We start from the raw sequence: 13,573 nt of genomic DNA, 5'->3' as shown, positions 1-13,573 counted from the left end.
GGCGCACTTGGGCACCGCGGAGACCCCTGCTTTAGGGTGGAGGAGAAAACGCGCGCGCGAATACAGGCGCGCGCGAGGCGTGTCGCAATCGGGTCCGCGGACGTTACCGATCAGTAGCGGTGACGCGAACGGAATCCGAGTACGACGATGGAAGGCGAACACGCCCGCGTACGAGCACAACCAGCTACCACCTTTCGCAAGGAGACCCCTTGGCCCCGCAGAACGACGGCGCCTCCGGCAAGGAGACCCCGGCACGCGTCCGCGTCATCCGTGACGGATTGGCGGCGCACCTGCCCGACATCGACCCGGAGGAGACTGCCGAATGGCTGGACTCCTTCGACGAGGCGCTGGCCAGGGGTGGTCAGCAGCGCGCCAGGTACCTCATGCTGCGCATCCTCGAGCGGGCCAGGGAACGCCACGTCGGCGTTCCGGCGCTGACGTCGACCGATTACGTCAACACCATCCCCACCGAGAACGAACCATGGTTCCCCGGTGACGAGGAGATCGAGCGCCGCTACCGCGCCTACATCCGGTGGAACGCCGCGATCATGGTGCACCGCGCGCAGCGTCCCGGCGTGGGCGTCGGCGGGCACATCTCGACCTACGGCTCGTCCGCGGCGCTGTACGAAGTGGGCTTCAACCACTTCTTCCGCGGCAAGGACCACTCCGGCGGCGGCGACCAGATCTTCATCCAGGGACACGCCTCCCCCGGCATCTACGCCCGCGCGTTCCTCGAGGGCAGGCTGACCGAGAACCAGCTGGACGGGTTCCGCCAGGAGTTCTCGCACGCCGGTGAGGGCGGCGGCCTGCCGTCGTACCCGCACCCGCGGCTGATGCCGGAGTTCTGGGAGAACCCCACAGTGTCCATGGGGCTCGGCCCGATGAACGCGATCTACCAGGCGCGGTTCAACCGCTACCTGCGCGATCGCGGCATCAAGGACACCAGCGATCAGCACGTCTGGGCGTTCCTCGGCGACGGCGAGATGGACGAGCCGGAATCGCGCGGCCTCATCCACGTGGCCGCGGGCGAGGGCCTCGACAACCTGACCTTCGTGATCAACTGCAACCTGCAGCGGCTCGACGGCCCGGTGCGCGGCAACGGCAAGATCATCCAGGAGCTGGAGTCGTACTTCCGCGGCGCCGGCTGGAACGTCATCAAGGTCATTTGGGGCCGCGAGTGGGACTCGCTGCTGCACGCCGACCGCGACGGCGCGCTGGTCAACCTGATGAACACCACGCCGGACGGCGACTTCCAGACCTACAAGGCCAACGACGGCGCCTTCGTCCGCGAGCACTTCTTCGGCCGCGACCCGCGGACGAAAGAGCTGGTCAAGGACCTCTCCGACGCCGACGTCTGGAACCTCAAGCGCGGCGGGCACGACTACCGCAAGGTCTACGCGGCCTACAAGTCGGCGCTGGAGCACCACGGCCAGCCGACGGTGATCCTGGCCCACACCATCAAGGGCTACGGCCTCGGCCCGTCCTTCGAAGGCCGCAACGCCACGCACCAGATGAAGAAGCTCACCCTCGACGACCTCAAGCTGTTCCGGGACGCCCAGCGCATCCCGATCAGCGACGAGGAACTCGAGCGCGACCCGAAGCTGCCGCCGTACTACCACCCCGGCAAGGACTCGGCGGAGATCGAGTACATGATCGGCCGCCGCAAGGCGCTCGGCGGGTTCTTGCCGGAGCGCCGCCCGAAGGCCTCGAAGGCTCTCGTGCTGCCCGGCGACAAGGTCTACGAAGGCATCCGCAAGGGCTCGGGCAAGCAGGAGGTCGCCACCACGATGGCGTTCGTCCGGCTCGTCCGTGAGCTTGCGAAGGACTCCGAGATCGGCAAGCGGATCGTCCCGATCATCCCGGACGAGGCGCGCACTTTCGGCCTCGACTCGATGTTCCCGACGGCCAAGATCTACAATCCGCACGGCCAGACGTACACGTCGGTCGACGCGAGCCTGATGCTGGCCTACAAGGAGTCCGAAAAGGGCGTCATCCTGCACGAGGGCATCAACGAGGCGGGTTCGACCGCGTCGTTCACCGCCGTCGGCACCTCGTACGCCACGCACGGCGAGCCGATGATCCCGATCTACATCTTCTACTCGATGTTCGGGTTCCAGCGGACCGGTGACGGCCTCTACGCGGCGGCGGACCAGATGGCCCGCGGGTTCGTGCTCGGCGCTACCGCCGGCCGCACCACGCTGACCGGTGAGGGCCTTCAGCACGCCGACGGGCACTCGCTGCTGCTGGCGGCGACCAACCCGGCCGTCGTGGCCTACGACGCGGCATGGTCGTTCGAGATCGCCCACATCGTGCGGGACGGTCTCCGCCGGATGTACGGCGAGACCGGGCCGGACGGCAACGGCGAGAACGTCTTCTACTACATGACGATCTACAACGAGCCGTACCAGCAGCCCGCCGAGCCGGAGAACCTCGACGTCGACGGCCTGCTCAAGGGTCTGTACCGCTACGCCGAGGCCCCGTCGGGCGACGGTCCGGAGGCGCAGATCCTGGTGTCCGGCGTGACCATGCCGGACGCGCTCCGCGCCCAGCAGATGCTGGCCGAGGAGTGGGGCGTCCGCGCGGCCGTGTGGTCGGCGACGTCGTGGACCGAGCTGCGGCGCGAGGCCGTCGAGATCGACCACGACAACCTGCTCCACCCGGGCGACTCCCCGCGTGTGCCGTATGTCACGCAGAAGCTGTCCGGCGTGAACGGGCCCGTCGTCGCCGTGTCGGACTGGATGCGCGCGGTACCGGATCTGATCCGTCCGTGGGTGCCGACCGACATGCTGACCCTGGGCACCGACGGGTTCGGGTTCTCCGACACCCGCCCGGCCGCCCGGCGGAAGTTCCTGGTCGACGCGCAGTCGATCGTGGTCGGCACGCTGAGCGCGCTGGCCAAGCGCGGCGAGTTCGACCAGGCGAAGGTGGCGGAGGCGGCGCGGAAGTACCGCCTCGACGACGTCGCCGCCGCGGGTCCGCAGTTGTCGGACTCCGGTAGCGCCTAGCCGTGAGATGAAGGGGCCTTTCATCGCAAATTTTGCGATGAAAGGCCCCTTCATTGCACTGGGCGGCAGAGCGGTTAGGGTTAGACATCGGATGTTTCTGGGGTGTGCGGAGAAGGTGAGCGAGTGTGACGAAGCGTCGACTGCCGAAGCCGAGTGAGCTGAAGCAGATCCTGCGGCCGAAGCCGATCGTGCTCAATCCGACCGACCGGCGGCTGGCGAGCGCGCACACGATCGCCGACCTGCGGATGATCGCCCGCAAGCGGACGCCCCGGGCGGCGTTCGACTACACCGACGGCGCCGCGGAGCTGGAAGACAGCCTCCGTCGCGCCCGGCAGGCCTTCCGCAGCGTGGAATTCCACCCGAACGTCCTGCGCGGTGTGTCCGATGTGGACACGAGCAGGGAGATCCTCGGCAAGCGTTCGGCGCTGCCGTTCGCGTTCGCGCCGACCGGGTTCACGCGGATGATGAACCACGAGGGCGAGTCCGCGGTGGCCCGCGTCGCGCAGCGCAACGGCATCCCGATGGGGTTGTCGACCATGGCGACGACGTCGATCGAAGACCTCGCGGCGGCCGCGCCCGAGGCCCGCAAGTGGTTCCAGCTCTACGTCTGGCGCGACCACAAGGCGGGCGAAGATCTGATGAATCGCGCCTGGGCGGCCGGGTTCGACACGCTCATGCTGACGGTGGACACCCCGGTCGCGGGTGCGCGGCTGCGCGACGTGCGCAACGGGCTGACCATTCCGCCCGCGCTCACCCTCAAGACGTTCGCCGATGGCGCGATGCATCCGGCCTGGTGGTTCAACCTGCTGACCACCGAGCCGCTGACCTTCGCCTCGTTGAGCAACTTCGACGGCACGGTCGCCGAGCTGCTCAACAAGCTCTTCGACCCGACCCTGAACTTCGACGACCTCGACTGGGTCCGCCAGACCTGGCCGGGCAAACTCGTGGTCAAGGGCATCCAGAACGTCGACGACGCGCGTGACGTGGTCAAGCACGGCGCCGACGCGGTCCTGCTGTCCAACCACGGCGGACGTCAGCTCGACCGCGCGCCGACCCCGATCGAGCTGCTCCCGGCGGTGCTGGACGAGATCCAGGGCACCGCCGAGGTGTGGGTCGACACCGGCATCCTCTCCGGCGGTGACATCGTGGCCGCGATCGCGCGCGGCGCCGACGCGGTGCTCATCGGGCGCGCGTTCCTGTACGGCCTGATGGCCGGTGGCGAACGCGGTGTCCAGCGATGCGTGGACATCCTGCGCGCCGAGATAGTCCGGACCATGCAGCTGCTGGGCGTCCGTACCCTCGCCGACCTCAAGCCCTCGCACGCCACCATGCGCTGACCCCCACGCGTTTCGTCCTCTGAATGCGATGGTTGGCGATACCAACTACCGCATTCAGAGGACGAAACGCGGGTCAGGCGGAGGCCGAAGTGACCCCGGAGGGCGCGGTGCGGACCTGCTTCGCCGTGCGGTTCCAGCTCCACCAGCCGTGGACGACCAGTCCGGCGAACACGATGTAGACCGCGGCCGAGAAGTACAGGCCCGAGGAGAGCTGCAGCGGCACGCCGATGGCGTCGACGACCAGCCACACCAGCCAGAACTCGACCAGACCGGCGCCCTGCGCGGCGAAGGCGACCAGCGTGCCGACGAAGATCGCGGCGTCCGGCCATGGCGCCCACGAGGCGTCCAGCGCGTCGAGGACCAGCGCCATCGCGGTGGTGCCGATCGCGAACGCCCCGAGCATCGCGAGTCGTTCGGAAAGGCGCCCCTTGCGGACGACGACGCCGTAGACCGGATCGCTGCGGCGGGACCAGGCCCACCAGCCGTAGATCGAGATGGCGAGGATCGCGACCTGCCTGGTCGCGAGCCCGCCGAGATGCGCCGAAACGTAGACCGAGAACAGCAGCACCGTGGCGCCGACCTGAACCGGCCACGTCCACAGCGTGCGGCGTTGCGCCAGGAAGACCACGGCCAGCGCGAAGATCTGCCCCGCCAGCTCGGCGAAGGAAATCCACTGGCCGAGCACCGTGACACCGTTGTGCAGCAGGAAGTCCACGTCCGCGCCCCTCTCCGTCTACCGCTCCAACATGCTCCGCCGCACCGCCATTCCCTAGGAAGTGTGAGGTGCGGAACAGGGAACCGGCTGGAGAGCCGCTGAAGTGGCGTAACGAGGCGGCCGTCCAGCACACGACGAAGGGCCCTTCGCCGCGTGTTGAGCGGCGAAGGGCCCCTTCGGGTCCACGCGGGCCCGGTGCCTTCCTCGATCACCGGGCCCGCGGGATGCTCAGGAATCTACGCGACCGATGCCCACGGGTGACGTCGGCGGTTCCGAACGGACTTCCCGCTCGCCTGCCGTGGGCTCCAACTCGGCCAGCCGGCCCTGCCAGCGCTCCTGTGCCGGCTTGGTCAGGCTACCGCCGAAATCGATGACGATCACGCCGCCGATGGTGGCGAGTGCGCTGACCGGATTTCTCTCCGCGAATACACCGAACGCGAGTTGCGAGGCGATCAGGAGAATGAAGTAGTACACGAGTTCGACGAGGATCCCACCGGCGTCGACATTCGCTTGTTCAGCGTTCCGGTGAGAGCGAGATGATCAGGAATCCGACCAGTTTGGGCCGCGATGTGGCGACAAGGTTCCATGCTCGCCCAGACCGTCTTTCAGCTGCTCGCCCACGGCGAACTCCCTCCTCCACGATCCGCGCCGCGCCTGGCGCGGCTTGCGAGGGATCGTTGATCACGAGCACCTCACCGGCAACTCGGCACCCCACGATCGAGTGAGTCAACTAGCGGGAAAAGATCCACAAGTCCCATACTTGTTCTACCGGTGGGGACCGGGGAGACGAGGCCGTCCGGCGCAGCGAAAAACGCTAGCGCCGGGCGGCCTCGAGTTTTATGCAAATACCTTTCACAATTCCTTCGCCGCGACTGTCCACTTCGGACTCATCAGCCTTCCGGCCGCAGGACGACGGGCATCGAGACCGGTCGGACTAGGATCGGCTGACCATGGCTGACGCGACTTCCGGACGGCGTGTGCCCAAGCACCACGGGCTGTCCGCCAAGACCCTCCGGCGGCTCGATCACGCCTCCGGCCGACTCGCGAGCGCGAGCGTGGCGGTGATGGAGGAGCGGCTGAGCTGGTTCGCCCGCCTCCCCGCCGATCAGCGCGCGAGCGTCCTGCTGATCACCCAAGCGGGTGCCGCCGGGTTCGTCGACTGGCTCCGCGACTCGAAGGAGGCCCTCTCCCTCACCACCGAGGCGTTCCGCGAAGCGCCCGCCGAGCTGTCCCGCTGGGTGAGCCTGCGGCAGGCGGTCGGCATGGTGCGGCTCGCGATCGAGGTGTTCGAGGAGCAGCTGCCGGAATTCGCCGCGAACGAGGCGGAGCGCGCCGCGCTGATCGAGGGGATCCTGCGCTACGGCCGGGAGATCGCGTTCGCCGCCGCCAACTCCTACGCGGCCGCCGCCGAGGCGCGCGGCGCCTGGGACGCGCGGCTGGAGGCGCTGGTCGTCGACGGCATCGTCCGCGGTGACGCCGAGGAGGCGGTGCTCTCCCGTGCCGCCGCGCTCGGCTGGGATCCGGCCGCGCCCGCCACCGCGCTGGTCGGCACGCCGACCTCGGACGACCCGCCCGCCGTCGTGTTCGAGGTCCGCAGCCGCGCCGCCCGGGTCGGCCGCCCCGTCCTCCTTTCGGTGCAGGGCTCCCGGCTGGTCGTGGTCGTCGCCGGGCCCACCGACGGCAGCGTCAAGGACCGCGAAATCCTCACCAAGCTGTCCATCGCCTTCGCCGAGGGCCCGGTCGTCGCCGGCCCGACGGTGCCCACCCTCGCCGAGGCGCACCACAGCGCCACCGAAGCGCTCTCCGGCCTGCGCGCCGTCGTCGGCTGGCCCGGCGCGCCGCGGCCGGCGAGATCGATCGATCTGCTGCCGGAACGCGCGTTGTCCGGCGATCCCGAGGCGGAACGCCTGCTCGTCGAGCAGATCGCCCGGCCGTTGGAGGAGGCGGGCCCGGCGCTGCTGCGGACCGTGGAGACGTACCTCGACAGCGGCGGTGTGCTGGAAACCTGCGCGCGGACGCTGTTCGTGCATCCGAACACCGTCCGGTACCGGCTGCGGAAGGCGGCCGAACTCACCGGACGCCACGCCGCCGAATCACGCGACGCCTGGGTGCTGAAGGTGGCGCTGACGGTCGGACGGCTGGCCAGGGCCCGCGGCCTCTGGTGACCGACGCCGAAGTGACCGAAGCTGAGGCGACCAAGGTCCCTTGATCCCTTGGAGTGCCGCGTTTTGCCCGAAGGGCTCGCGAACGGGGCGGCGGGCCGCCTAGGCACCCGCTCCAGCCGGTTTCGAAAGTCACGGCCCGGCGACCCGTTCGCGACCGCGGCATAACCAATCCAGTGACAGACTTCATAGCGAAAGCTGATTGAACCCGACAAGGCTTTTGGGTTAAGAGCGGAGATCAGGAAGACCCTTTTGGAGGGTTCCTACAATTACGTCGGTCGGACTTGGTGACCGTCGGCATCACGACCATGGTGGCCGAGAGTGTTCCCTTGAGAGGTGACAGCAGCAGTCCTCGCCCCCGGTCAGGGTTCCCAAGCCCCAGGCATGCTTTCCCCTTGGCTCGAACTCGACGGCGCCCGCGCGCGCGTCGAAGCCTGGTCCGAGCGCGCCGGTCTCGATCTCGTCCGTCTCGGCACCGAAGCGGACGCCGAGGAGATCCAGGACACCGCGATCACGCAGCCGCTGATCGTGGCGCTGTCCCTGCTGGCGTTCGAGCACCTGCAGCGTGCGGCCCCGGTCGCCGCGGACGCGCCGGTCGCCGGTCACTCCGTCGGTGAGCTGGCCGCCGCCGCCATCGCGGGCGTGCTGAACCCCGAGGACGCCGTCGCGCTGGCCGCCGTCCGCGGTGCGGAAATGGCGAAGGCGTGCGCGCTGGAGCCGACGAGCATGGCCGCGGTCATGCTCGGCGACCCGGAGCAGGTCGTCGCCTGGCTCGACGGTCACGGTCTCGCCGCGGCGAACCGCAACGGCGCCGGGCAGATCGTCGCCTCCGGCGCCGCCGACGCGATCGAGAAGATCGTGGCCGAGCCGCTCGAAGGGACGAAGGTCCGCGCGCTCAAGGTCGCGGGCGCGTTCCACACGTCGTACATGGCACCCGCGCGTGCGGCGCTGGCCGCCCACGCTGCGAAGATCACCCCGGCGGACCCGACGCGTCCGCTGCTGTCGAACGCCGACGGCCAGGTCGTCACCAGCGGGGCCGACTACCTCGACCGGCTGGTCAAGCAGGTCACCAGCCCGGTGCGCTGGGACCTCACCATGGACGGGCTGGTTTCCTTGGGTGTCACTTCGACGCTCGAACTGCCGCCGGCGGGGACGCTGACGGGACTGGTCAAGCGACAGCTCAAGGGAACCGTGACCACCACCATCGCACTGAAGACGCCCGCGGAGCTGGCGAAGCTTCAGGGGCAGGAGGACGCTTCGTGACCGACCGATCCACCTTGCGGCAGGCGCCGGGCGCCGCCGGGACCCGCATCCTCGGGGTCGGGAGCTTCCAACCCGAGAAGATCGTGACCAACGACGATCTCTCGAAGATCATGGACACCAACGACCAGTGGATCCGCGACCGCGTCGGCATCATCGAGCGCCGGTTCGCCGAAAAGGACGAGTCGCTGGTCGACATGGCGGTCAAGGCGGGCACGGCCGCACTGGCCGACGCCGGCGTCGATCCGTCCGAAGTGGACACGGTCATCCTGCCCAACTGCACGATGCCCACCCAGATCCCGAACGCCGCCGCCCAGGTCGCCGACCGGATCGGGATCACGCATCCGGCCGCGTTCGACCTCAACGCCGCCTGTGCCGGATTCTGCTACGGCCTCGGTGTCGCCTCGGACCTGATCCGGGCGGGCAGTGCGAAGAAGGCGCTCGTCATCGGCGCCGAGAAGCTCACCGATCACGTCGACCCGGTCGACCGCGCGAACGCGATCATCTTCGCCGACGGCGCCGGCGCCGCGGTGGTCGGTGCGGCCGACACCCCGCAGATCGGCCCGGTCGCCTGGGGCAGCGCCGGTGAGCACGTCGACCTCATCTACATGCGCGACGACAAGTGGATCTACCAGGAGGGCCAGTCGGTCTTCCGGTGGGCGACCACCCAGATCGCGCCGATCGCGCTGCGGGCACTGGAACTGGCCGGGCTCGAACCGTCCGATGTGGACGTGCTGATCCCGCACCAGGCCAACCTGCGCATCGTCGAAGCCATCGCCAAGAAGCTGCGCGCCAAGGGCGGCCGCGAGGACATGGTCGTGGCCGACGACATCAAGTACTCGGGCAACACCTCGTCCGCGTCCATCCCCCTCGCGCTGGACCACATGCGCAAGGCGGGCACCGCGAAGTCCGGCGACGTCGTACTCGCCGTCGGTTTCGGGGCCGGACTCTCCTACGCGGGCCAGGCCTTCATCTGCCCGTGATGAATACTTCCCCTGCGGACGCCGTGTCCGCGGGGCAGCCGAAAGCATCACCGAGAAGGGAACAACCAGTGGCAGACAACGCAGAGATCCTCGCCGGCCTCGCCGAGATCGTCGAAGAGGTCGCCGGTGTGGCGCAGGACGACGTGACCGCCGAGAAGTCCTTCGTGGACGACCTCGACATCGACTCGCTGTCCATGGTGGAGATCGCTGTTCAGGCCGAGGACAAGTTCGGCGTCAAGATCCCGGACGACGAGCTGGCGAACCTGAAGACCGTTGGCGACGCGGTGAACTACGTGTCCGCCAACTCCAAGTAATTCCCAGTTCTTGATTGGCGCCGACCTTGGGGAGACACCAATGAGCAACATCGACGTCGTGATCACCGGGATGGGCGCCACCACGCCACTCGGCGGGGACGTCGCGTCCACGTGGGACGGTCTGCTCGCCGGGGCGAGCGGGATCCGCCGCATCGAAGCCGACTGGGTCGACGAACTCGACCTGCCGGTGAAGATCGGCGCCATGCTCGCCGTGGACCCGTCCGAAGTCCTGCCTCGGGTCCAGGCTCGCCGTCTGGACCGCTGCGAGCAGGTGGCCCTCATCGCCGCACGTCAGGCATGGGCGGACGCGGGGTTCACGCAGCCGACCGATGAGCATCAGGACGTGGTCCCCGAGCGCCTGGGGGTGACCATCGGCACCGGTGTCGGCGGTCCGGTCACCCTGATCTCCCAAAACGACCTTCTGCACAAGCAGGGACTCCGCAAGGTTTCCCCGCTGACCGTGCCGATGCTGATGCCGAACGGTCCCGCCGCACACGTCGGGATCGACCTGAAGGCCCGCGCCGGGGTGCACTCGCCCGCGTCGGCCTGTGCGTCGGGCGCGGAAGGCATCGCCGCCGGCTACGAGATGATCCGCTCGGGCCGCGCCGACGTCGTGGTCGCCGGTGGAGCCGAATCGTGCATCCACCCGATCACCCTCGCCGGTTTCGCGCAGGCGCGGACGGTGTCCACCCGCAACGACGATCCGACGAAGGCGTCCCGGCCGTTCGACGTGAACCGTGACGGTTTCGTCCTCGGCGAGGGTTCCGGTGTCGTGATCCTGGAGCGGGCGGACCGTGCCAAGGCCCGTAACGCACGGATCTACGCGCAGCTGAGCGGCTACGGGATCACCTCGGACGCGTACCACATCACGGGTAACCACCCGGAGGGCATCGGCCAGATCGCCGCCATGCGGCAGGCGATGACGATGGCCGGGGTCTCCCCGAGCGACGTCGGCCACGTCAACGCGCACGCGACCTCCACGGTCGTCGGCGACGTCGGTGAGGCCGCGGCGATCCGCAACGCCATCGGCGACCACACCGTGGTGACCGCGCCCAAGGGCGCGCTCGGCCACCTGGTCGGCGGTGCGGGCGCGGTCGAGGGCATCGCCACCATCCTGGCGATCTACCACGGCCTGATCCCGGCGACGCTGAATCTCGAGGACCTGGACCCGAAGGTGCAGCTCGACGTCGTCTCCGGTGAGGCCCGCAAGGTCGAGCTGAGCGCGGCGATCAGCAACTCGTTCGGCTTCGGCGGCCACAACACGGCGCTGCTGTTCACCCCGGCGGCCTGAGACCGGTTGTAAGTACGTGAAGGCCCCCTTCACTGCGTCTAGCGCAGTGAAGGGGGCCTTCACGTACTTCGGACGACGGTCAGGCCTCCGAGCGTTTCACCAGGTGTCGCCCGATCCACCAGGCCGCTTCCACGAGCACGATCCCCACTCCGGCACAGGTGAAGGCCGAAAGCGTGTACGCGCTCACGCTCGGGTCCAGCGCGAAGAACTTCTGCGTGAACGGGATCAGGAACAGCGCGAGGGTCAGCACGACCATCCCGCCGATCAGCCCGATCTTCCACCACCGGTACGGCCGCGCGACGATCCCGAGCACCCACAGCGCGATCGTGATGAGCGTGATCAGCGCTGTCGTCCCCGCCTGGATCTTGTCCACTTCGGACTGTCCGGATCCCTTGTAGACCAGCAGATAACTGACGAACGTCGCCGTGGCGATGACCAGCCCGGCCGGTACGGCCATCCGCATCACCCTGCCGACGAAGCCGGTGCGGGCGCGTTCGTTGTTCGGCGCCAGCGAGAGCACGAAGGCGGGCAGGCCGATCGTGAACCAAGCCGTGATCGTGATGTGCCGCGGCAGGAACGGGAACGGCACCTGCGCGATGCCGACCATCAGCGCCAGCAGCACCGAGTAGACCGTCTTGGTGAGGAACAGGTTCGAGACGCGCTCGATGTTGCCGATCACCCGGCGTCCCTCGGCGACGACGTGCGGCAGGGTGGCGAACTTGTCGTCCAGCAACACGATCTGCGCGACCGCGCGGGTGGCCGGGCTGCCGGCGCCCATGGCGACGCCGATGTCGGCGTCCTTCAGCGCGAGGACGTCGTTGACGCCGTCGCCGGTCATCGCGACGGTGTGCCCCTTCGACTGGAGCGCACCGACCATCGCGCGTTTCTGCAGCGGCGTCACGCGGCCGAAGACGGCGCGATTCTCCACCGTATCGGCCAGCTTTTCGGCGTCCTCCGGCAGTTTCCGTGCGTCGACGGGCTTGTCGGCGCCCGGCAGGTCGAGGGTGCCCGCGACAGCGCCCACCGAGATGGCGTTGTCGCCGGAGATGACCTTGACCGCGACATCCTGATGCGCGAAGAAGTCCAGAGTGTCCTTCGCGTCGGGGCGGACCTTCTGCTCCAGCACCACGAGCGCCACCGGTTCGATGTCACCGGGGCCGTCGGCCGCGTCGACGGCACGTTCGGCCCGGCCCAGCAACAGGACACGCAGTCCCCGCGAGCCGATCTTCTCGGCCGCCGCCCGGTGTTCCCCTTCGGGCAGCAGGACGTCGGCCGCTCCGAGCACCCAGTCACCGTCGCCGCCGAACGACGCGCCACTCCACTTGCGCGCCGAGGAGAACGGCATCGTCGTGGAGACCCGCCAGCCGGGATCGGCCGGGTACGCCTCCGCGATCGCCCGCAGGCTCGCGTTCGGCCGGGGATCGGCGGCGGCGAGCGCGGCCAGCACGGTGTCCACCGGATGTCCCGAAGTGATTTCCCGGACCTCGGAAAGCCGCATGGCGTTCTCGGTGAGCGTGCCGGTCTTGTCCGCGCACACCACGTCGACCCGGGCGAGCCCTTCGATCGCGGGCAGTTCCTGCACCAGGCATTGGCGTTTGCCCAGCCGGATGACGCCGACCGCCAGCGCGACACTGGTCATCAGCACCAGGCCTTCGGGCACCATCGGCACAAGCGCCGCGACCATGCCGCGCAACGCGTCCGGCCACGCCTGGTCGCCCGCGAGCTGGTTGTAGATGGTCAGCGCGCCCGCCGGGACGAGCAGGTAGGTGATGAACTTGAGGATCTTGTCGATACCCTGCCGCAGTTCCGACTTCACCAGGGTGAACTTGCTGGCCTCCGCGGCCAGCTTCGCGGCGTACGATTCGTCGCCGATGATGTCCGCGCGGTAGGTGCCGCTGCCCGCGACGACGAAGCTGCCGGAGAGCACCTTGTCGCCGGGCTGCTTGACCACGGGATCGGATTCCCCGGTGAGCAGCGACTCGTCGACCTCCAGTGCCTCGGCCGTCAGCGTGGGACCGTCGACGACGATCTTGTCGCCGGGCCCCAGCTCGACGAGGTCGCCGAGGACGACCTCCTCCGGGGCGATCTCGGCGCTCCGCCCGTCACGGCGAACGGTCGGTTTCGCCTGCCCCACGATCGCGAGCCGTTCCAGCGTCCGTTTCGCGCGGAGCTCCTGGATGATGCCGACCGCGCTGTTCACGATGATCAGTCCGCCGAACAGCCCGTCGATGAAATACCCCGTCGACAGGATGAGGACGAACAGCACGCCGTAGATCGCGTTGATCCGGGTGAAGACGTTCGCGCGGACGATCTCGCCGGTGGTCCGGCTGGTCTTCGTCGAGACCGAGTTCGTCTGGCCCGCGGCGACCCGCTGGGCGACCTCTTCGCTGGTGAGCCCCCTCGAGGCGTCGGTCAGCAGGGTCGGCTGATCAATTGCCATGCCCGCGACTCTATTCCGCCCCCGTCAGCGCACGCGTCAGCCTGAGGGACCATGTCGGGCGTTACT

The 13,573-nt window shown here is 68.7% G+C and carries 9 protein-coding genes and 1 pseudogene; 7 read left to right on the top strand and 3 right to left on the bottom strand.

Going from position 1 to position 13,573, the window contains the following annotated elements; translation table 11 throughout:
* The first annotated feature begins 209 nt into the window (after positions 1–209).
* Positions 210–3,005: a pyruvate dehydrogenase (acetyl-transferring), homodimeric type gene (gene aceE / locus AVL48_RS32690; protein ID WP_061984300.1), complete on the top strand. Its 2,796-nt coding sequence runs from the start codon at positions 210–212 to the stop codon at positions 3,003–3,005.
* A 125-nt stretch (positions 3,006–3,130) separates the two neighbouring features.
* Positions 3,131–4,342: an alpha-hydroxy acid oxidase gene (locus AVL48_RS32685; protein WP_061984302.1), complete on the top strand. Its 1,212-nt coding sequence runs from the start codon at positions 3,131–3,133 to the stop codon at positions 4,340–4,342.
* A gap of 73 nt (positions 4,343–4,415) precedes the next feature.
* Here the strand turns inward: AVL48_RS32685 and AVL48_RS32680 are convergent, their stop codons facing one another.
* Entirely contained in the window at positions 4,416–5,057 is a 642-nt protein-coding gene (locus AVL48_RS32680; RefSeq protein WP_061984304.1) for a nicotinamide mononucleotide transporter family protein, read from the bottom strand.
* A 228-nt stretch (positions 5,058–5,285) separates the two neighbouring features.
* Positions 5,286–5,678 (bottom strand): annotated as a pseudogene (locus tag AVL48_RS40905) (hypothetical protein).
* A 329-nt stretch (positions 5,679–6,007) separates the two neighbouring features.
* Between AVL48_RS40905 and AVL48_RS32670 the strand changes: the two are divergent.
* The 5 genes from AVL48_RS32670 to AVL48_RS32650 all read left to right on the top strand — a co-directional run bounded on the left by AVL48_RS32670 (position 6,008) and on the right by AVL48_RS32650 (position 11,067).
* On the top strand, positions 6,008–7,222 hold the full coding sequence (locus AVL48_RS32670) for a PucR family transcriptional regulator (protein WP_061984308.1): 1,215 nt from the start codon (positions 6,008–6,010) through the stop codon (positions 7,220–7,222).
* Between the two features lie 333 nt (positions 7,223–7,555).
* Positions 7,556–8,482 (top strand): ACP S-malonyltransferase, encoded by a 927-nt coding sequence (locus AVL48_RS32665; RefSeq protein WP_074038242.1) that lies wholly within the window; start codon positions 7,556–7,558, stop codon positions 8,480–8,482.
* Entirely contained in the window at positions 8,479–9,462 is a 984-nt protein-coding gene (locus AVL48_RS32660; RefSeq protein ID WP_061984310.1) for a beta-ketoacyl-ACP synthase III, read from the top strand. Before AVL48_RS32665 ends, AVL48_RS32660 begins: the two co-directional genes overlap by 4 nt.
* 68 nt (positions 9,463–9,530) lie before the next feature.
* Entirely contained in the window at positions 9,531–9,776 is a 246-nt protein-coding gene (locus AVL48_RS32655; RefSeq protein WP_004559006.1) for an acyl carrier protein, read from the top strand.
* Positions 9,777–9,816: 40 nt separating this feature from the next.
* Entirely contained in the window at positions 9,817–11,067 is a 1,251-nt protein-coding gene (locus tag AVL48_RS32650; protein WP_061984312.1) for a beta-ketoacyl-[acyl-carrier-protein] synthase family protein, read from the top strand.
* Positions 11,068–11,146: 79 nt separating this feature from the next.
* Here AVL48_RS32650 and AVL48_RS32645 read toward each other — a convergent pair whose 3' ends face one another.
* Positions 11,147–13,507 (bottom strand): cation-translocating P-type ATPase, encoded by a 2,361-nt coding sequence (locus AVL48_RS32645; RefSeq protein WP_177242368.1) that lies wholly within the window; start codon positions 13,505–13,507, stop codon positions 11,147–11,149.
* Positions 13,508–13,573: the final 66 nt, after the last annotated feature.

The organism is Amycolatopsis regifaucium (assembly GCF_001613935.1).
GTDB classification, from domain to species: Bacteria; Actinomycetota; Actinomycetes; order Mycobacteriales; family Pseudonocardiaceae; genus Amycolatopsis; species Amycolatopsis regifaucium.
Note: the sequence above shows the minus strand (reverse complement) of the source record. Positions and strands in the feature narration are given on the sequence as shown.

Bases quoted from the DNA above. Each gene is read 5' to 3' on its own strand.
- AVL48_RS32670 (WP_061984308.1), top strand. From the start codon at position 6,008: ATGGCTGACGCGACTTCCGGACGGCGTGTGCCCAAGCACCACGGGCTG.
- AVL48_RS32650 (WP_061984312.1), top strand. From the start codon at position 9,817: ATGAGCAACATCGACGTCGTGATCACCGGGATGGGCGCCACCACGCCA.
- AVL48_RS32645 (WP_177242368.1), bottom strand. From the start codon at position 13,507: ATGGCAATTGATCAGCCGACCCTGCTGACCGACGCCTCGAGGGGGCTC.